Raw genomic sequence first — 19,447 nt, 5'->3', positions numbered from 1 at the left:
CCGAAACGTCAAAAATTTTTGGCTTTGCGGAGGGAATTAACCGTTAAAACCACCTGTTCCCCCACCAGTTCAATTTCTTCTAAAGTATTAAAACGACTCAACCCGAAGCGCAGGGAGGCATAAGCGAGAGATTCGGGGCGACCCAAGGCAGTTAAAACGTGGGAGGGGGCGGTATGGCTAGAAGAACAGGCAGAACCGGAGGAAAGCGCCACTATTGGCTGTAATCCTAACAATAACGCAGCACCGTCCACCCCTTCAATACTAATATTTAAATTTCCGGCCAATCTTTGGCTAGGATGACCATTGAGATAAATTCTGTCTAATTGACTGATAATCTCCCATAAACGGGCTTTTAACTGATTTAAGTGGCTGTTATCTTGTTCTATCGCTTTGATGCCCAATTCTACCGCCTTGGCAAAACCGACAATTTGCGGTGTAAATAGTGTACCCGATCGCAGTCCTTTTTCCTGGCCTCCCCCTTGAATTTGAGCGGCGAGACGGACTCTGGGATCTCGGCGCCGGACGTACAGCGCACCGATTCCCTTTGGTCCGTGGACTTTGTGGGCAGTTAAGGACATCATATCTATATTCATTTCCTCCACATCTAGGGGAATTTTGCCGATTGCTTGGGCCGCATCCGTATGAAAAAGTACCTGATACTGGCGACAAATCGCCCCAATTGCCGCTAAAGGTTGAATCACCCCAATCTCGTTATTAGCAGCCATAATTGACAGCAAAATCGTGTCAGGACGCAAAGATTTTTCTAGTAGTTCCAAGTCAATTAGTCCATCAGCACTGACGGGTAAAATTGTCACCTCAAAACCCAATTTTTCCAGATAATGACAGGGATCTAAAACGGCGCGATGTTCTGTCATCACCGTAACTATATGCCTTCCCTTGGCGAAATAAGCTTCGGCAACCCCTTTGATGGCCAGGTTATTAGCCTCTGTTGCTCCACTGGTAAAAATAATTTCTTCGGGACTACTATTAATAGCAGCGGCGATTGTTTCTCTTGCCTGTTTAACCGCAGCCTCGGCTGTCCAACCATAGACATGATTAATACTACTGGCATTACCAAAGTGTTCGGTAAAATAGGGTAACATCGCCGCCAGAACCTGCGGCTCCATCGGTGTCGTGGCGTGGCAATCTAGATAAATCGGCTTTTGAGACATATTTTTCCCTTGGGGGGGATTTGGGAAGGAGATATCCTCTGTTTTAAGAGAATCTCTGAAAGTGCATTGCTAATCTATGTTAACAAAAAAGTATCGGATAGCAGTCAACAGCTGACGACTCAGACCAGAACTTTAAGATTTAATAATGAGAGCGCAATCGCTCCCTGACAGCAGTTACAATTCCCCTATTCCAATGTTGTTCAGCAACCCAACAGGATTAATAACACATATTTTCTGGCTCAATCATGGCTAAAAAATCGAAGGCATTTAGTGAACTGCTCAGGCTGCAGAAAATGTCCCAAGGATCCGAAAAACCCTTGAAAAGCTTTGAGAAGAAATTAAGAGAAAAGTCCTTGCCTTTCAAGGAAATTGTCGTCTCTCCTTCTGGGGAAGTCACAATGTCGGAAGTTCTGGAGGATTTTATCGAGCCTTACCGCAAATCCAATGAAACGAAGGGATCTATGCGAACACTGCTGACCATAGGGATAATCGCTTGGAATCTGGCGTTGTCCCCCGAATCAAAGCGGCAAGAGATGATAGACCGAGTTTTTAATAAAGACCTTCTTAAAGGAAATAAAAGGCTCAAGGCGGATATTCAAGGGCTAATCGAGGAGCTAATCGCTAGGAAAAACCGTTATTTCTCGGAAAACAAGCGGATGATTGTGGATTTTGAGTTAAAAGAGCTAGGAAGCGAGTATCATCTCTCGGTTGCCTCCAGCTTGTCGCCCGAATTTTCCGAGTCAGAGTTTGCCTTCAAAGTCGGCGACTCGGTCATCGTCAAACAGGGTGTACTCGACCCAGATTTGGGGACTGACATCGGTGGTTGGCAAGGAAGAATTGTGATAATTGAGCGGCAGAGCAATCTCATCGGCATTGAATGGGATAGCATCACCCTGAAAAACATCCCCAGTTCGGTGATTGACCAGTGTGAACTGGAAAACCTAGACTGGGCCCAAATGTACCTCTCCTCAACGGATGTGGAATTAACCCAACCTCGAGATACAGAAGAAGATGTGGCCGCCATCATTGAGCAAATTCAGTCTAACATCGTTGAAGCTATTTAGCAGAAAAGAGAAAGGCGATTCCGGCGGTTGGCCGACCTTGACCCTGAGGAGAAAATGGCGGCTTTAGACGCTTGGAAAAAAAACACTTGATTCATTACCCTATTGACCATCGAGCAGCGATTTAGAGGAGAGAAATTTGAGATGGATGATTCCCAAAAATATGAGGCTGACTGTCAAAAGATAAGAAAAGTCAATCATGAATTACTAAAGGATTTCGAGAGTTGGCTAGAATCATCAGGTTTGTCGGAAAAAACCATCAATAATCATATTTCAAATATAGATTTTTATATCAACGAATATTTACTCTATGAGGATGCAGTAGAAGCTAAAGACGGGGTAGATATGGTCGGTGACTTTTTGGGTTATTGGTTTATCAAAAAGGCCCTGTGGGCCAGTCAATCAAGTCTCAAGTCTAACGCAGGTAGTCTGAAAAAGTTCTACACTTTCTTACTGGAAAAAGGCCTAATAGATAAAAATGATTTGCGAGAACTTAAAGAAACCATCAAGGAAGAACTGAGTGAATGGCTGGAAACCCTAGAGTGATACGATGACCCATTGAGTGAAGATATGTGGGATGTTTGGTGATTTTAGCCGAGGGGCAATCCCCCACCCTCTGGCTGGGCAGCTATAATATCATTGTCAGGACACAATAAGAGCGAGACAATGGAAACATTAGAATTAGAAAGCTGCCAGTCGATTCTTAAAGCTGGTCAAACGACCACCGAAAGAGCGTTAGAATTGTTTGACGCTCTCGAACCCGTGAGTTTAGACTTTATGCTCGGTCTTTGGCAAGGTTCTGGACTTGAGACAAATCACCCCATGGATGGTTTATTAGAAGCATCTAATTGGTATGGTAAAGAATTTGTCGATACTGAGAATGTCCACCCCCTGTTATTTTTAGATGGTCAGGGAAAAATTTTTAAGGTGGCACCTAATCCCACGGCCATGAACTGGATTTTGAAGCTGCCGATACTGAAAAATAATTCTCTGAAACCTTTGCTGATGCTGACCAATTCCTTGCTAAAAACAGAGACAAGTCAGGCTAGACTGCGAATGATGGAATATCGGGACAAAGTTAGCGCCACGATGATTTATGATTATTTGCCGATTAATGACTCTTTTCGGAAAGTAGATGATAATACGGTGCTGGGAATTATGGATTTTAAAAACTTTCCCCAGCCTTTCTTTTTTGTTCTCAAGCGATGTCAAAAACATTTTAATTCTTGAGGTTGGATTTGAAATTGTTCGCGCTCGTCCAGTTGCCAAGCTTGTAAATCGATCGCTCGTCCTGAAACTACAGAGACAATTAAATAAGTATATCCTGACCAGGCTAATTGGCGATCAATTTCCGAGGGAATGGCGGCATGATCGGGATGGGAATGATAGATACCAATAATTTCTAGCTGGTTTTCCCGGGCCGATTTTTGAGCTTGTAAAAGCACTTCTGGGGCAATACTAAAGCGTTTTTTTCTATTGCCTGACCAGTTATTTTCTGTTGCTTGTATGCTGATAACTTCGGCTGCTGTCTCGGTAATTTTTCCTAGGAGTAACCCACAACATTCTTCGGGATAGGTGGATTCTGCGTGGGTGAAAATAGACTGGTAAATTTTTTCTGTAATCAGGATCATAGGATGGAGTAAGCGGGTCGCAAATGCTATGGACAACAGGGTAAGCGCATCTCAATTTTGGCCCACCATTTTTTTGCTTCTAGCTGGCTATTTTGTCACCCGCCAACTGAGTTTAAGATTAACCCAAAAGTTCCAAACCGTGACGATAGCGATGGCGATGAAGTTAGCTAGATAGCGATTGATTCCTAAACCATTAAAGAGAAGGTTGAGCAGCAAGACGTTTAAAATTAAACCGGCTAAACAGATCAAATTGAACTTGAAAAATCTTTTCCAGCGTTTATTCCAACCCCGTTGACGAGCAGATAAATCGCCAAAAGTCCAGCGATCATTCCAGATAAAATTATTAATAATTGCTAATTCGGCGGCGATGATTTTACTGCGGGTTAATCCCCAACCCAAAGCGGCGGGATCACTGAGAAGATAGAGAAAGGCCATATCGACAAAAACCCCAGTTAATCCCACTAAACCGAAGCGAATAAATCTATCTAAAGGTAGATTGACAATTGCATCTAAAAACCTTAATGGCCTTTGAGAGCGCAAACGCAGCAGATGGAAGATATATTCTAGCCATTGTTTCCAAGTTACCTTACTTTCCCCCTCTAGCCGCTCTTGGAAGACATAACCCACTTCTCCGATGGTTTTGATGCGACCTTTGCCGATGACTTCTAGTAAAATTTTGTAACCGGTGGGATTGAGAATCGGACCGGCGATCGCTTGACGGCGGACCATAAAGTAACCGCTCATGGGATCGGAGACGCGACCGACCACCTCTGGCAGTAGAATTAAACCAAGGATTTGAGCGCCGCGAGAGAGAAATCGTCGCAGCAGACTCCACTCGCTCACTCCTCCTCCTTCGACGTGACGACTAGCAAGAGCTAAATCGGCTCCTTTTTCGATAGTTTCGAGGAGATTATAGAGAATTTCGGGGGGATGTTGCAGATCTCCATCGATTACTCCTAGTATCTCACCCCTTGACCCTTGCCAACCCCGCACCACTGCCGACGCTAATCCTTTTTCTCCCTGACGACGCATCACCCGCAGTTGCGGGTAATCCGGGGTTAATTTGCTGGCTAATTCCCAAGTGCGATCGGGACTGTCATCATCGACGATAATTAGTTCATACTGATCGGGAATTTTTCGATCGAGTAATTGACTGAGATTCTCGACTAGGGGAATAACGTTATCTCGCTCGTTATAGGTGGGAATAACTAGAGATAATTTGAGTAATTGCGGCGAATCTCTGAGAACATAACTATTATTGCTGTTAATTTCTTCAATTTGCTCTAAAAAAGGAATTTGCAAAGAGCCGACGGGGGTGGTTAAAAAGGGATAGGGTGGAGAGTTGGTCACTCGCTTACACTCACAGACTAAAACAGGTTTAGAGACGCACAATTTACCGGCAAAGTTGTTGAAACCAGAATTTTGAGCTAACTACTGGCGATGCGGAATCCTAATACACTATAGCGATTATCCGGACCAAATTGGCCTCGACTAGCGGAGCGACATTCCCTCAATTCTGTCCCCCAACCACCTCCACGCAGGATGCGATAACGATTGCCGGTGCTATTAGGATCGGCCGGCCATACTTGGTCATCGCTGGGAGCATTTTTATAGTTGCGATGCCAAGGATCGGCACACCATTCGTATAAACTGCCATGTAAATCGTATAATCCGAAGGCATTTGGGGGAAAACTGCCTACAGGGGTGGTTTTAGCTCGAAATTCGCTCTCTCTTTCCACTGCATAGGGAAATTTAATGGCATAGTAGTTAGCGAATTCACTGGTAAGGGTGGCACCAAAGTAGAAGGGTGTGGTAGTGCCGGCACGACAAGCATATTCCCATTGTGCCTCGCTTGGGAGTCGATAGTTTCTGCCGGTGGCCCTGGAAAGTCGATCGCAAAACTCGATCGCATCATACCAAGAGATGCTATCGACGGGTAAGTTATCCCCTTGGAAGTGGGAGGGATTGGGGTTTAAATCGCGGTTAATTTTGGGCAGATTAGCGACAATTTGCCATTGTTTTTGGGTTATCGGGTATTTACTCAGGTAGAAACTGTTCACCTTGACTAAGCGCTGGGGTTTATCACTACCAGTAAAGTCTCCTTTTTCTCCGTCCGGTGTCCCCATGATAAAAGTGCCAGCAGGGATAGCAATCATCTCTAATCCCGCAAGGGTTTCGCTGTAGTATTCGGCACTGCGGGAATTGCGCTCGATCACGAAACCGCTAGGATCGAGAGTGACGGTTTCAAAGGAAAAGCTTTGTCGGGGGGGAAAAGAGGAATTTTGGGGGGGTTGCGGGGGGATGATTGCTGTAGCGGTGGAGGGGGAAAAAATATTTTTTCTATCTAGAATCGCTGCCAGTCCGACTCCTGCACCGATCAGACTGATCCACTGGCCAAATTTACGTCTGTTTACTTTAATCATCCCGATTTTTCTGTCATTATCACCCCATCCATTATACCATGAAATTCTGACTCTTATTTAGTCACTGCCACCTATCCTTAATAATCGATGCCCAGCTTTTTGACTGTCCATAAACATTGGTTGATTGCAGCAATTATCACCTGCTTAGGTGCTTTTTTGCGAATCTATAATTATGATTCTTTGCCTCCAGATAATTGGACTGCTGACGAATATGCTTTTGCTTGGAGTGGCATGAGTTTATTACAAACGGGTATCCCCACCAGTTGGTCATGGTTGAGTCCCACGGATAATTTTCCTACGGTGGTTTGGGAAGCGAAAAATATCCGTTATCGTTTGGTGACTCCCTGGTTTGATCATCCTCCTTTATTTGGTTTATTGGTGGGTTTATTTGCTCTTTTAGGAGGAGCAAAGACTTTTTTTGATTGCAGTTTAACTATTATTAGAGTCCCTTCTTTATTCTTAGGTATTGCTGCGATAGTTTTGGTCTATTTACTGGCTCTCAAGTTGAGTAATCTATCGATCGCTATAATTGCTAGTTTAATTTATGCCACCAATCCCAATACAGTTTTCCTCTCTCGGTTAGCTATTAGTGAAAATTTAATCATTGTTTTGTGCTTATTGATCGTCTTACTTTATTGGCAATACTATCAAACTAAGCAGAAAAAATATCTCTACATCGCCGCTTGTTTAGCTGGTTTAGCCTGTTTAGTCAAAGTAACTGCTATTTATTTAGTAGTATTATTAATTGTCCTCTTGATTTACGAAAAGCAAGGACGAGAGGCTATTTATGTGACTGCGATCGGTGCTTTCTTTTTCTCTCTCTATTTTCTCTACGGTGCTATCTATGACTACGATTTCTTTCGGAAGATATTTCAAGAACAATCCCTGCGCTTCGAGGACTTTAACTTTGTCAAATATCTAACCACTCCCACGGTATTTTTCGAGGATGGTTGGCTAATTTTTAGCTGGTTAACCCTCTTACCCTTTCTCCGAAAGAATCCCGCTAGTCCTCAAGTTAGATTACTCGCTTTACCAGTAATCCTCTACACCTTAATTTTAGTTGCCACGGGAGCGCAAAGTCACTTCTTTACTTGGTATATGATTCCTTTTTATCCGTTTATGTTTATTATTCTAGGCATCTTTCTTGATGATTTTCGCCAAGAAACGGACGGATTAACTGCCTCAATTATTTTTATCTTTCTGGGAGTTTGGTCGATTCATCTCAATCTGACAGCCTGGATTTTAGCCTCTCCCTACGGTCGCTATTATTTTATGATCGGTACGGCGGCAATTCTGGGAGTATTCTATCTCAAGGATATCTTTGGTCTCTTTAAAAAGTTCTGGATCGATCGCTTTACTTTTCTGCTCTTCTTGGCCCTGCTGGCAGCTAATATCAATGTGGTGTTAACCTATAAGTTTTCCGGTTAAAACTTAGCAAGAAAGGAACCCAAAAAGGGATAAATTGGCCTGGGAATCGAGAGTAAACTTAACTAGGATCCCTGACTCAGGAATAACTTATTCTTGGCCAGTTCCGGCCAGTGTTAAATTTATTAATAGACTCTTTAACCGATTGTCCCCTAACCTTTGCACTGAACTGATAAATGTCGATCGATTTTCGCAATCTTAATACACTTTGGGGTTCTATTTTAGTCGAAACATTGGCCCGTTTGGGATTGAAGATAGGGGTGGTTTCTCCCGGATCGCGATCGACTCCTTTAACGGTAGCCTTGGCAAGACATCCTCAGATTGAAGCTATTCCCATTTTAGACGAGCGCTCGGCCGCTTTTTTTGCCCTGGGATTAGCCAAACAATTATATCAACCGGTGGTTTTAGTCTGCACTTCCGGCACTGCCACGGCTAATTTTTATCCCGCAGTCATTGAAGCAAAAGAAAGTCATGTCCCTTTATTAATTCTAACCGCCGATCGCCCCCCAGAATTGCGTCATGCTCATGCCGGTCAGACTATCGATCAAGTCAAACTCTACGGTAATTATCCCAACTGGCAAGCGGAAATTAGCTGTCCTAGTGCCAATATCGAGCGTTTACGCTATCTCCGTCAAACTATCATCCATGGGTGGTTGCGCTGTCTCGATCCTGTCCCCGGAGTGGTGCATCTGAACTTACCATTTCGGGATCCCCTCGCACCAACTCCCGATCTAGAAATTAACAATTTAGAGGCTAATTTTGACCAAGAGGCTTTTTTTAGCCATATATCTCGGCAAAATATCGCCATTAACCACTCAATTCTCGAAATTCCTTCTTTACCCTCCAAAGGAATTATCATCGCGGGATTAGCTTCCCCGCAAAACCCTGAAAGTTACTGTCAGGCGATCGCTAATTTAGCCCGATCGCAACAATATCCCGTCTTAGCAGAAGCTTTATCTCCTCTGCGAAACTATGCAGGGTTAAATCCCCATCTGATCACTACCTATGATTTATTATTGCGGAATGCTGCCATTAAAACCCAATTAACCCCCGATGTTGTCCTGCAAATTGGGGAATTACCCACCAGCAAAGAATTACGGATCTGGTTAGAAGAAATCGACTGTCCGCGCTGGATTATCGATCCCCATCCCGATAATTACGATCCTCTACAGGGAAAAACCGGACATCTCAGGGGAAATATCGAGCAATTAGGGCATCTATTCCCAGAAAAACCCGATAATAACCGAGAATATCGAGAATTATGGCAAAAATTCGACCAGCAAGCTAGATTTAAAATTGATCGCCTTTTGGCAGCAGAAACTAAACTGATTGAAGGAAAAATCCCCTGGCTGCTCTCCCAATACCTCCCCCCCCGCACCCCGATCTTTATCTCTAATAGTATGCCTGTTCGCTATGCCGAATTTTTTAACCCGCCTAGCGATCGCCAAATTCGTCCCTATTTTAATCGCGGGGCCAATGGCATCGACGGCAACCTCTCCACTGCAATAGGAATGGCTTATAAAAATGTCCCCAGTCTGCTATTAACGGGAGATTTAGCCCTATTACACGACACAAATGGTTTTTTAATCAAAAAATATTTTGTTGGCTCCTTGACCATAATTTTAATCAATAACAAGGGGGGAGGCATTTTCCAGATGTTGCCGATCGCCAAATTTGACCCTCCCTTTGAAGAATTTTTTGCCACTCCCCAAAATATTGACTTTTGCCAACTCTGTCACACCTACGGTATTGATTACCATTTAATCAGTGATTGGACTGATTTTAAGCAAAAAATCGCAGTTTTACCGGAATCAGGCATAAGATTACTAGAAATATCCTGCGATCGAGCTTTTAATACCCAATGGTTCCTCAGTAATTATGTGTAGGGTGTGGGGAAGTGGGGTGTGGGGTGTGGGGAGAATAAAGCTGCCTATTGCAAGAGTGCCTATTGCCTATCCTGATATGTAGCCTATACTCAACGGATTTAGTATTAATTCCCTTTTTCGAGAAAGTGAATACAATGGGTGGAAAGCGCGTTAAAAAGGTCCGATGAATCGACAAAGACGGCAAAAATCAAGACAATTTTCTCCCCCCAGATATTCTATCTTTCCCCCGGAGCAATGGCGATGGGGAGTGACTTCTTTGGTGATTAGTTTAGTCTTGTCCCTACTGATTTTAAAACTGAATACCTCTAGTCTCTCCACTGCCACCATAGATACTTTAAATCCCTCCACGGTGGGGGAGAATTTGGCCGGTAAGAGCCTAGATGAGTTAGAAAAGCAGAAAATCGCCGAATTTTTGCAAATTACCCCGCCAGAAACCCTCTTAACCCTCGATCGCACCCCTTTGTTTATTCTCCACGACACAGCTTGGAGTATGACTGCGGGTAACATCGAAGAACAGAAAAAATATGCTCGCGGTCCGATGAAATTGGGTCCCAATGTTTACATCCCCCGCAAACCGAATTCCAGGGATAGAGATATTTTAGACTCGATCGCCCGGCCTTTTTTTGAACGTCACCGTCCCACAGCCACTTTTTATGAACAAGCAGCCGAAATGCTGCCCGCAGACACCAGAGATCAATTAGTGCGTCAACTGTGGCAACTTACCCCAGAAACTATCCGCGTCAAGGGTTTTGCAATTGCTTTAGAGGGTGTTCCCTTGAGTACGCGATCGGCCCCTGAGTTAGAAAAAAGGGCGAGAATTTGGTTAAATACGCCTTCAGAAGCCGTCTTTAGGCGTTTAGTCAAAGAATATCCCACAAATTACTTTGATGGGGCAAAAACTACCGCATTATGGGCAACAGAAGCGATTTGTCAGCAGCTATCTCACCCTAATTGCGATCGCTTGCAGCTGGTTTTTGCCGAAAGAAATCGTCGGGTTATCTCCAGCGTTAACATTGAACTGGTACAAGCGCCAGGATCCCACTGTTTGACCAAAGGACGCTTGCAAACCCTCCCCGGTTACAGCGATTTTCAATACCAGCAAACGGCGAAATATTATCTCCTCGCAGCCTTACAAACGGGACAACTACCGCAAATTGTCAGCCATTTTGCCGTCGATAGTTTTCTGATTAATCAAGGAAAATATCCCCATTGTGACCCCCGGGGTTTTGATCTACAACGTCTCTACAATCTCATCAGTGAAGCTTTGGATTATGACCCCGGCACTGTTTATGGTATCGTCCCTCGTTACGGCACAAATATTATAGCTGGTGATAATATTTGGTGGCATAATCGAGTTTTTGATGCGGCCAATTTACCCACAACTTTAAATTAGACCTGATCATTTAGAAATATCCACTTCTCCCAAAGCTTCTAGATAGGTAATCGCCGCTTCTAAAGGAGAATCGTAGCTATAGGAAAACTCCTCAAACCAGCGTCCTTCCTCCGATTTGGCATCCAATTTATCTAACCATTGCTTTGCCTTTCTAGTTAAAGCTTCTCGCTTGCGCTGCTGTTTTAATGCCGACGCTTTTTCTTTTTCCGCTGCCTCCTGTTGTTCCCTTTCTTGGTTTTCTAAGGCTAAAGCTTTTAAAAGCGCATCGGTAGAAGAATCGCCGGCATAATTAACCTTAAATTCGGCTGGGAAACGCTCTTTTTCTTGGCGAGAAGAAGAGGACGGCATCGGTTTTTCCCGATCCCGTTTCTGGTATTCTGCCTTCATTTGTGCCAGTAAATCTTCTATTTCTCCCATAATGGTCAAGTTAGAAAGTAAAAAGTTAAAAAGATAATTGCTCTGATTGCCTCTGCCTTAATAACTAAGTAGCTAGTTATAATTAAATTGAATATGGCACCCCCCTTAATCTCCCCTTGATAAGGGGGGTGCTGATCCCCCCAAAAGCTTGGATTGACTGATAAAATCGAAAGTAATACCCGATGTCTCAAGTTAATCGGGGGAGGATTTTTGGGGAATTTATCTCAGTCATAATTTTACCAAAAGTAGCGGTCGGGGTGAATAGTGGTTTGACGTTGTTGGGAATTGTATTCTAGCAGGTATTTTCTGGCGATTACTTCCTGTTCTTCTAATAAGAGTAGCTCATTTTGTCCAATTTCTGTATCGGTAGAAAGGAGGATGACTTGAGAGGAAGCAGCGGGAAAGTAACGTTCAACTAAATTATGGCGATGGGAAGAATCTAAACGTCCCAGGGGTGTATCGATAGCGATGGGTAAATCTCGTCCGGAAACTCGCGCTAATCCCCACAAAAAAGCGATCGCTAATAGTTGTTTTTCTCCGGCAGAAAGACGGTGTTTAGGCACATTTTGTCCATCGGGACCAAAGAGAGATAGACCAAAAGTATCAGCATCGATCGCTATTTTCTGAACTAGATCGGACTTATGCAATAAATAACGAAAACATTCCGCCACTTCTCCCTCTAATCTATTTAATTTTTTTAAAGTTAAGCGTTCTTTAAATACTTTTAAAGTTTGCTGTGCTTTGACAATAGCATTAACGATATGTTCGTTACTTTGCGATTCTAAAGCTTTCTCACTATAGGCAAATAATTCTTTTTTAGTTTTCTCAATTTTCTTTTTGATTTCCTCATAATTTTTGTGGCTTTGCTCGTATTCTGCTTGAGCATTTAAATACTTTTTCTGAGCGGTTTTTAAGTTATTACTCAGGGTTTCGTATTCTTCGGGAGAGGCTGCTACTGCTAATTCTCGCTCTAAATTATCTAAGTCAGTTTCCAGATTTTTTAATTGTTCTATTGCTTGATGAGCGAGGTTAATTTGTGCCGGTAATTGATGGGTTAAGACTCGATTTAATAACTCGATCGCCTCCTCGTCTAAATCTAAGTAAGAAGTAACCAAAGAATCGTTATCCTCAGCTAAAAACTTATTTTCTTGCTCTAAAAACTCCCTAATATTATCTAATTGTTCTAAAGTTAAACTTAGTTGTTTTAAATAAGCAAGTAACTTTTTATCTCTAGATTCTAAAACCGATTGAGCGACTTGAGCAGATTGAAATTTTAGCTCTTTTTCTCCCTGAATTTTAGCAGCTTCTAGGAGAGGAAAAATTAACTTTAATGGTAATAATTCCCCCGCCAATTGACCTAAATATTCTCTCTGTTTATCTAACTTTTTATCTACCTCCTTTTTTCTGCTCTCTAATTGACTTCTTTCGGCGGCAATTTTTCCGCCATCAATGCGAAATTTATCCGAGACTGCATCAAAATCATTTCTAACCAAATCTAAATTTTTTTGTTGAGTTTCCATCTCTTGCCTAGCCAATTCTAAATCTTCTTGGTACTGGGCTAATTTTTTCTCAATAGCTTCAATAGTTGCCAGTTCATTTTCTGCTGCTAATAACCGGCGCTTACGACTAGCTAAAATATCGAGATCAACGGCTAATCTTTCCGCTAATTCTAACCCTAATAAAGTCTGCATCGAATCCTTAACACTGTCAGGAGGTACATCCTGTTCTGCCAATTCTTTTACCTGTTCCCCATCAAATAAAAACAGGTTAGAAATACCCAAAGGTAATAAAGTTTCAATATATTCATCCCAAGTATTAGCTAAGGCAGGATCGGGCCAATCTTCATCTAAAATACCGAGGGTATCCTTACCATCTTTAGGCTGTTTTGTCCAGTATCTAACGATACGATATTGTCGCCATTGTTCATTAACCAGATGTTCAAAAGCCAGTTCAATTCTAGCTTGATCGATGAGAGAAGCTTGATTATTAACTGCTTGACTGAGAAACTCGGCATAACTTAAATTATTGCGAGTAGAACACTTCGCCCGCGCACCGTACAAAGCCAAACGAATCGCATCCATTAAAGTAGTTTTACCGCCCCCATTCATACCTCCCAAAAGGATAATCGGACAGGGATTATTATCTTTTTCGGGACGTAAATTAATCACTTGACGACCGGCGTAGGGTCCGAAATTTTGCAAAACTAATTCAGTAAAAATCATTAATATTCAGCCTTAGTTAAGTCGAAAGTTTTAGGGAATCTCCTGTGAAAATTATACCTGAAAAAGTACCGCAGATATTTTTTTACACCCAATAAAAAACCCCAGACTTTATACTATAGCATTGATCACCATCGCCTAGATATAATTAGGGTCTGCGGAAAAAACTCTAAGATCCCCCCGCCTGTCGGCACCCCCCTTATTAAGGGGGGCAGGGGGGATCGAGTGCAAAACCTATCTTCTATTTAATTGCAAACAGCTACTTAATTAAAGTCTGCTGATTTTTACTTTCCAGTTTATTACTGGACATTAGCTTATTTTTTTAAAAATCGCTATGATCGGCGTGAAAGTGCCAACATAGGGGAGAAAATTGCTATGATCACCATCGGCGAATATTTATGCCAGCGTCTCCATAATTTAGGGGTTAATCATATTTTTGGGGTGCCGGGGGATTATGTCCTCGATTTGATGGATGTTTTGGTGGAAAGTCCGATCGAATTAGTTTGCACCTGTAATGAGCTTAACGCAGGTTATGCCGCCGATGCCTACGCGCGAGTTAAAGGTATGGGTGCTGTCTGTGTCACCTACGGAGTCGGGGGGTTTAGCCTCGTTAATGCTGTGGTCGGTGCTTACGCTGAAAGAGTTCCCCTGGTGGTGATTAGTGGAGCTTCCGATCGCTCGATTCGCCGGGATAATTTATTATTACACCACACCACGGGCGATTATAATCTGCAATTTTCCATCATGGAAAAAGCCACGGTTGCCTCGGTTATTCTCACTAATTCTGCCCAAGCAGCTAGTCAAATCGATCAAACTTTAGCCGCTTGTTTGCATCACAAACGTCCCGTGTATATCGAAATTCCCCGGGATCTGGTCTATCGTCCCTGTATCCCCTCAGAAAATCCAATTTATTTAACCGATAATCTCACGGATACCGCCGCTTTAGAAGAAGCCATTGAAGAGGCGGTTTTTTTATTAGAAAAAGCGGAAAAACCAATTATTTTAGCGGGGGTAGAATTTCATCGGTTTAAACTCCAAGATAAGTTGCTGAAACTTTTAGAGGTAACGGGTTATCCCTTAGCTACCACTATTTTAGGTAAGTCGTCAATTTCAGAAATGCAGCCGCAATTTATCGGCACTTATGTGGGAGCATTAAGTCGCGAATACGTTAGTCAACGGGTGGAAAATGCCGATTGTGTCCTCTGTTTAGGGGCGATTATGTCCGATATGAATTTAGGGGGATTTACGGCTAATTTAAATCCCAATAATTTGATTAATGCCAATTCCGAGAAAGTAAAAATTAAACATCACTTTTACCAACCAGTATTCTTAGGGGATTTTATCGATGGTTTAATTGATAAACTAAGTCACAAAGAAGCGGCTACACTAGAGATTAAACCCGCAGCCGAATTGAAGGATTTAGAATTCATTGCCGTGCCAGAGCAAAAATTAACTAATGCTCGTTTTTATGAGCGAATGAATCATTTTATCGCTCAAGAATCTTTTGTTATTTCCGATACAGGGGACGCAATTATTGCCACGATTGATTTATTGATGCCTCAAAAAACCGACTTTATTGGTCAAGCATTTTATCTCTCTATTGGTTATTCAATACCCGCCTGTTTAGGAGTAGCTTTTGCCGCACCAAATACTCGTCCTATCGTCTTTGTGGGGGATGGTGCTTTTCAAATGACTGCCCAAGAACTTTCGACAATTATCCGTCACCATCTCAATCCAATTATCTTTTTAATTAATAACGACGGTTACACGATCGAGCGGGTAATTCAGGATAATATTTATAATGATCTACAACCGTGGAAATATCATCAATTACCGGCAGTATTTAACGGGGAAAGTTGGAGTTGTCAAGTCAGGACAGAAGGGGAATTAGAAAAGGCTTTATCGATTGCCCAGGGTAACATCGATCGCCTATCATTTATTGAAGTACATCTCGATCGTTTTGACTGTTCCCAAGGCTTAACTCGTTTAGGTCAAGCTTTACGTTCACCCCATGCTTAAACTGGTTATGCTATTAGGTTTTGACTGTGTGAAGCTGCCCTAAGACACCAGACTGAAACTCTTTTCGCTCCCAAGAGTCAACAATTAAGATACAATCGGTATCTTAATCAAAGTGTGATGGTGACAACCGCAACTAAAAACCCTATGAATGCTTTTTGGAAACAAATCACCCTACTGAACTTTTCCCCCGCTTCTTGGTCAAAATATAGCTATCTGCATCGTTTCGTCGGCCTTTTTAGTCAATGGCGACAGGGTAGCCGGTTTGTGGAGTGGACAGAACTGATGGGTGCGCTGTTAATCTCTCTTCTTATCGCCACTGCGCCGTTTTTCTCCACCAGTCAAATCGGTTTTTTATTGTTAGCAATAGCGGGTTATTGGCTACTCTTAACCCTTGTGGATGAAGGCAAAATCGGGGTGACACCGATTCACATTTTAGTGCTTTTATACTGGGGAATTGCCACGGTTTCCACGGCTTTTTCTCCCGTTAAAACCGCAGCTTTGGAAGGATTAATTAAATTAACTCTCAATCTCATCTTTTTTGCCTTTACTGCCCGAATTATGCGCTCACCACGCCTAACAAATTGGATTCTGACTACTTTAGTTTTAACCGCTTTAGCAGTCAGCGTTTACGGCATTCGTCAGCAAATTTTTGGTGCGGAACAGTTAGCAACTTGGAACGATCCTACTTCAGAATTAGCGGGAGATACTAGGGTTTATAGTTATCTCGGTAATCCTAATTTATTAGCTAGTTATTTATTCCCTGGTATTGCCTTTAGCGGTGCGGCATTATTTGTGTGGCAGGGATGGCTACCGAAAATTTTAGCGGCTTTATTAACTTTAGCCAATGCCGCTTGTTTATTTTTTACCGAGAGTCGTGGCGGTTGGATTGGTTTGATGGTCTTAGGAATCGTCTTCTTATTGCTATTATTTTATTGGTTCAAAAATTATCTACCGTTATTTTGGCAAATATGGCTTTTACCCTTAATTTTAGGGGGTTTAGCCGTGGTGGTTTTAGGAGCGATTTTATTGGTGGATCCGCTGCGAATTCGGGTGATGAGTATTTTCGCTGGCCGGGAAGATAGTAGTAATAACTTTCGGATTAATGTTTGGGATGCAGTTATCCGCATGATTCAAACTTATCCGCTTTTGGGCATCGGACCGGGTAATGATGCTTTTAAGAAAATTTACCCCCTATTCATGAAGCCAAAATACACGGCTTTAAGTGCCTATTCTGTGCTATTAGAAATTATGGTAGAAACGGGAATTATTGGTTTTACCTGTTTCCTCTGGTTATTAGTTACGACTATCGGTCAAGGCATCCATCAAATTAAACTTTTACGCGATAAAATGGATAGTCAAGGCTTTTGGTTAATCGGGGCAATTGCCGCTATGGCCGGAATTCTTGCCCACGGTTTTTTTGATACGGTTTGGTATCGTCCCCAAGTTAGTACCCTCTGGTGGTTAGTTTTGGGTTTAATTGCTAGTCGTTGTTATTCCCCCGCTAGGGATTTTGAGCGTGGCAATTCTCTCCTCTAGGGGGGCGAAATGGGGGAGCATTGAGGAGTTATTTCAAATTACGGATAGGACTGCTCTGAAGGGTATTTGAAGCTCGTGTAGGCGTAGGCGAGGGGGATTATTAAGAAAAATCACAAACCTCCCATCGTACCATCTCTCGGTGGCCAAAGCAAGAGATAATTAAATTAGATCGTTTCCCAGTTTGTTCTGCGCTTGGCGCGATTTCCTAACTGCAATAACGAGAGTAAATCCCTGTGGCCGTTATAGAGACGAGGGAGGAAAATAATGGATCGTTCTCTTAAGTGGGCCGTTGCGATTGTCATAACTCTAATTCTCGTGCTTTCCCCGGTCTTTTTCCAAGGCTGTGGGGCGACAGAGTGGAACCCGAAAGGAGGGAACGGTCAAGATACAATGCTAACCCTTACTCGCACTGACAACGGCAAATCCATCACCATGCAGGTCAACGACCTGCTGCTACTTTCCCTCGACGAGAATCCCACCACTGGCTTTCAGTGGGCGGTCGATGGTGTCGGGAGCGATTTAGTGGAGCTGCAGGCCTCTGAGTATGTACCTGCCAGGGAGTCGAGAGTCGGCGGGGGCGGTCAGAGAGTCCTGACCTTTAAAGCGCAACGGGCTGGGATAGACCAACTAAAGCTTAAGCTCTGGCGAGAGTGGCAAGGAGAACCGTCAATTGTCGAACGATTTACTGTCACGCTCCAAGTCCGAGAGTAAAGGCTTCTCAGATAGTCAAGGGCTAGTGAGTAACGACTTAGGAGGAAAGGAAAAATGAGTGAAACATTTGTAATTCCCGCAATGGGATGGTTGCCCGACTATCCCGATATTCGTGATGTCACTTTTCAATCTGAACGCGTACCGTCCAAACTGCAAGCTTTGGGACAGCCATCTGTCAAGCAAATGCTGGCCAAAGTGGGAGCAACGACATCTGCCCCAGCAGCGCTGCCAACCAGCGTGGACTTGAGGCCGTGGTGTTCCCCCATCGAGGATCAACAAACTATCGGTTCTTGTACGGCCCACGCCGGTGTCGGACTGGTGGAGTATTTTGAGCGGCGAGCTTTTGGCAAACACCTCGATGCTTCCAGACTCTTCCTCTACAAAGTGACGCGCAACTTGCTCAAATGGACGGGAGATACGGGGGCTTTCTTGCGCTCAACAATGTACGCCCTCACCTTGTTTGGCGTACCACCAGAAGAATACTATCCCTACAATATCGCTGATTTTGACAAAGAGCCGTCGGCATTCTGCTACGCTTTTGGCCAAAGCTATCAGGCGATTTCCTACTACCGCCTCGACCCCCCAGGAACGACACGGAGCAACCTATTAACTCAGATTAAAACCTACTTGGCAAATGGGCTGCCCTCAATGTTTGGCTTTACTGTTTACAGTTCTATCAGTCAGGCCAACACCAATGGCGGTAAGATACCTTATCCGACTCCGGGCGAGAGAGTTCTCGGCGGTCACGCCATTGACGCAGTTGGTTACGACGACAACCTCAAGATCAAGAACACCAATGCGGGTGGCATTGAAACCACCGGTGCCTTGCTGATTCGCAACTCCTGGGGGACTGGCTGGGGAAGCGCTGGCTACGGCTGGCTGCCCTACAAGTACGTCCTCGATGGTCTGGCAACTGATTGGTGGTCGCTAATCAAGAGTGAATGGATCGATACGGGACAGTTCGGATAGGAGACCGATTCGATAAGGTGTGAGGGGCAAAATAAAGGCTTCTGGTGAGTTTTTTCAGAATAGGGGGGACGCTGGGAAAACTCACCGTTTGTTTAATTTTTGGCTCTTCGGTTTGTCTTATGCAACGTACAGGGTTATAAGGAATGAAACTCTTATAGAGAAAGACATTTGGCGATTTTTGTTAATTGGTTTCGATCTAGAGCGAACTAATCAATTAAATCTCTTGCCAGATAAGGATTCAGTCGATTTATGCCCCCATATCGAACCATACTAAGTAACGAAGAACCAATATTTTAAATGCGAGTAAGCATCAAAGCAAGCTGTGATCGGGTGATAATTTTTAGAGATGTCCACTTTTGATTCCACACTGTGAACAAAACATTGTTTTCTCCTGAGAGCAGATTTTCCGTGGACTCACTAAATATTTTTTACCCAAGCCTTTAGTTAGGGTTTGCTGAATAAATCTAAAAACCTTGTTGGATAAGGCTTTTAGACTTTTTTTCCCTGAAAAAGTGCCTACCATTGGAGTGATTGGGGGGAAAATTTAGGGATTTTTTCCCTGAAAATTAGGTAATTGACCACCTG

16 protein-coding genes are annotated in these 19,447 nt (G+C 43.3%); 10 read left to right on the top strand and 6 right to left on the bottom strand.

Features of this window, described 5'->3' with window-relative positions:
* Window positions 1-8: 8 nt before the first annotated feature.
* On the bottom strand, window positions 9-1,172 hold the full coding sequence (locus PN470_RS13300; protein WP_272104662.1) for a cysteine desulfurase family protein: 1,164 nt from the start codon (window positions 1,170-1,172) through the stop codon (window positions 9-11).
* A gap of 245 nt (window positions 1,173-1,417) precedes the next feature.
* On the opposite strand from PN470_RS13300, the gene PN470_RS13295 reads away from it, so the two are divergent.
* The 3 genes from PN470_RS13295 to PN470_RS13285 all read left to right on the top strand — a co-directional run bounded on the left by PN470_RS13295 (window position 1,418) and on the right by PN470_RS13285 (window position 3,463).
* A complete protein-coding gene (locus tag PN470_RS13295) occupies window positions 1,418-2,236 on the top strand; it encodes a hypothetical protein (protein WP_272104661.1) in 819 nt (272 codons plus the stop codon).
* A 141-nt stretch (window positions 2,237-2,377) separates the two neighbouring features.
* On the top strand, window positions 2,378-2,779 hold the full coding sequence (locus PN470_RS13290) for a phage integrase SAM-like domain-containing protein (protein ID WP_272104660.1): 402 nt from the start codon (window positions 2,378-2,380) through the stop codon (window positions 2,777-2,779).
* Between the two features lie 120 nt (window positions 2,780-2,899).
* Entirely contained in the window at window positions 2,900-3,463 is a 564-nt protein-coding gene (locus PN470_RS13285; protein ID WP_272104659.1) for a DUF4334 domain-containing protein, read from the top strand.
* Here PN470_RS13285 and PN470_RS13280 read toward each other — a convergent pair.
* The 3 genes from PN470_RS13280 to PN470_RS13270 form a co-directional block, all read right to left on the bottom strand.
* A complete protein-coding gene (locus tag PN470_RS13280; RefSeq protein ID WP_272104658.1) occupies window positions 3,442-3,864 on the bottom strand; it encodes a M67 family metallopeptidase in 423 nt (140 codons plus the stop codon). The two genes, PN470_RS13285 and PN470_RS13280, sit on opposite strands and share 22 nt — an antisense overlap.
* Before the next feature lie 87 nt (window positions 3,865-3,951).
* Window positions 3,952-5,214 (bottom strand): glycosyltransferase, encoded by a 1,263-nt coding sequence (locus tag PN470_RS13275; protein ID WP_271936850.1) that lies wholly within the window; start codon window positions 5,212-5,214, stop codon window positions 3,952-3,954.
* 77 nt (window positions 5,215-5,291) lie between these two features.
* A complete protein-coding gene (locus tag PN470_RS13270) occupies window positions 5,292-6,287 on the bottom strand; it encodes a formylglycine-generating enzyme family protein (RefSeq protein ID WP_002739566.1) in 996 nt (331 codons plus the stop codon).
* Between the two features lie 87 nt (window positions 6,288-6,374).
* Here PN470_RS13270 and PN470_RS13265 point away from each other — a divergent pair, with 87 nt between their 5' ends.
* The 3 genes from PN470_RS13265 to PN470_RS13255 all read left to right on the top strand — a co-directional run bounded on the left by PN470_RS13265 (window position 6,375) and on the right by PN470_RS13255 (window position 10,991).
* Window positions 6,375-7,715 (top strand): ArnT family glycosyltransferase, encoded by a 1,341-nt coding sequence (locus tag PN470_RS13265; RefSeq protein WP_272104657.1) that lies wholly within the window; start codon window positions 6,375-6,377, stop codon window positions 7,713-7,715.
* 173 nt (window positions 7,716-7,888) lie between these two features.
* A complete protein-coding gene (gene menD / locus PN470_RS13260) occupies window positions 7,889-9,598 on the top strand; it encodes a 2-succinyl-5-enolpyruvyl-6-hydroxy-3-cyclohexene-1-carboxylic-acid synthase (RefSeq protein WP_271936846.1) in 1,710 nt (569 codons plus the stop codon).
* A gap of 163 nt (window positions 9,599-9,761) precedes the next feature.
* Entirely contained in the window at window positions 9,762-10,991 is a 1,230-nt protein-coding gene (locus PN470_RS13255) for a hypothetical protein (protein ID WP_271936844.1), read from the top strand.
* A 6-nt stretch (window positions 10,992-10,997) separates the two neighbouring features.
* On the opposite strand, the gene PN470_RS13250 is transcribed toward PN470_RS13255, so the two are convergent.
* Both PN470_RS13250 and dndD read right to left on the bottom strand, forming a co-directional pair.
* Window positions 10,998-11,408 (bottom strand): salt stress protein, Slr1339 family, encoded by a 411-nt coding sequence (locus tag PN470_RS13250; RefSeq protein ID WP_002739611.1) that lies wholly within the window; start codon window positions 11,406-11,408, stop codon window positions 10,998-11,000.
* A gap of 236 nt (window positions 11,409-11,644) precedes the next feature.
* Window positions 11,645-13,630: a DNA sulfur modification protein DndD gene (gene dndD / locus PN470_RS13245; protein WP_272104656.1), complete on the bottom strand. Its 1,986-nt coding sequence runs from the start codon at window positions 13,628-13,630 to the stop codon at window positions 11,645-11,647.
* A 372-nt stretch (window positions 13,631-14,002) separates the two neighbouring features.
* Here dndD and PN470_RS13240 point away from each other — a divergent pair, with 372 nt between their 5' ends.
* From PN470_RS13240 to PN470_RS13225, 4 genes are all read left to right on the top strand, one after another.
* Window positions 14,003-15,646: an alpha-keto acid decarboxylase family protein gene (locus tag PN470_RS13240; protein ID WP_103111375.1), complete on the top strand. Its 1,644-nt coding sequence runs from the start codon at window positions 14,003-14,005 to the stop codon at window positions 15,644-15,646.
* 144 nt (window positions 15,647-15,790) lie between these two features.
* Window positions 15,791-17,182 (top strand): IctB family putative bicarbonate transporter, encoded by a 1,392-nt coding sequence (locus PN470_RS13235; protein WP_103111374.1) that lies wholly within the window; start codon window positions 15,791-15,793, stop codon window positions 17,180-17,182.
* Between the two features lie 264 nt (window positions 17,183-17,446).
* The gene (locus PN470_RS13230; protein ID WP_103111373.1) at window positions 17,447-17,893 is read left to right on the top strand and encodes a protease inhibitor I42 family protein; all 447 of its coding nucleotides are present in this window, start codon (window positions 17,447-17,449) and stop codon (window positions 17,891-17,893) included.
* A gap of 54 nt (window positions 17,894-17,947) precedes the next feature.
* On the top strand, window positions 17,948-18,862 hold the full coding sequence (locus PN470_RS13225) for a C1 family peptidase (RefSeq protein WP_103111372.1): 915 nt from the start codon (window positions 17,948-17,950) through the stop codon (window positions 18,860-18,862).
* Window positions 18,863-19,447: the final 585 nt, after the last annotated feature.

This window comes from Microcystis sp. CS-574, assembly GCF_028329095.1.
GTDB classification, from domain to species: domain Bacteria; phylum Cyanobacteriota; class Cyanobacteriia; order Cyanobacteriales; family Microcystaceae; genus Microcystis; species Microcystis ichthyoblabe_A.
The sequence above is the reverse complement of the archived record's forward strand: the minus strand, read 5'-3'. Positions and strand labels throughout refer to the sequence as shown.

Bases quoted from the DNA above. Each gene is read 5' to 3' on its own strand.
- PN470_RS13270 (WP_002739566.1), bottom strand. From the start codon at position 6,287: ATGATTAAAGTAAACAGACGTAAATTTGGCCAGTGGATCAGTCTGATC.
- dndD (WP_272104656.1), bottom strand. From the start codon at position 13,630: ATGATTTTTACTGAATTAGTTTTGCAAAATTTCGGACCCTACGCCGGT.
- PN470_RS13300 (WP_272104662.1), bottom strand. From the start codon at position 1,172: ATGTCTCAAAAGCCGATTTATCTAGATTGCCACGCCACGACACCGATG.
- PN470_RS13250 (WP_002739611.1), bottom strand. From the start codon at position 11,408: ATGGGAGAAATAGAAGATTTACTGGCACAAATGAAGGCAGAATACCAG.
- PN470_RS13280 (WP_272104658.1), bottom strand. From the start codon at position 3,864: ATGATCCTGATTACAGAAAAAATTTACCAGTCTATTTTCACCCACGCA.
- PN470_RS13265 (WP_272104657.1), top strand. From the start codon at position 6,375: ATGCCCAGCTTTTTGACTGTCCATAAACATTGGTTGATTGCAGCAATT.
- PN470_RS13225 (WP_103111372.1), top strand. From the start codon at position 17,948: ATGAGTGAAACATTTGTAATTCCCGCAATGGGATGGTTGCCCGACTAT.
- PN470_RS13285 (WP_272104659.1), top strand. From the start codon at position 2,900: ATGGAAACATTAGAATTAGAAAGCTGCCAGTCGATTCTTAAAGCTGGT.
- PN470_RS13255 (WP_271936844.1), top strand. From the start codon at position 9,762: ATGAATCGACAAAGACGGCAAAAATCAAGACAATTTTCTCCCCCCAGA.
- PN470_RS13295 (WP_272104661.1), top strand. From the start codon at position 1,418: ATGGCTAAAAAATCGAAGGCATTTAGTGAACTGCTCAGGCTGCAGAAA.
- PN470_RS13240 (WP_103111375.1), top strand. From the start codon at position 14,003: ATGATCACCATCGGCGAATATTTATGCCAGCGTCTCCATAATTTAGGG.
- PN470_RS13235 (WP_103111374.1), top strand. From the start codon at position 15,791: ATGAATGCTTTTTGGAAACAAATCACCCTACTGAACTTTTCCCCCGCT.
- menD (WP_271936846.1), top strand. From the start codon at position 7,889: ATGTCGATCGATTTTCGCAATCTTAATACACTTTGGGGTTCTATTTTA.
- PN470_RS13290 (WP_272104660.1), top strand. From the start codon at position 2,378: ATGGATGATTCCCAAAAATATGAGGCTGACTGTCAAAAGATAAGAAAA.
- PN470_RS13230 (WP_103111373.1), top strand. From the start codon at position 17,447: ATGGATCGTTCTCTTAAGTGGGCCGTTGCGATTGTCATAACTCTAATT.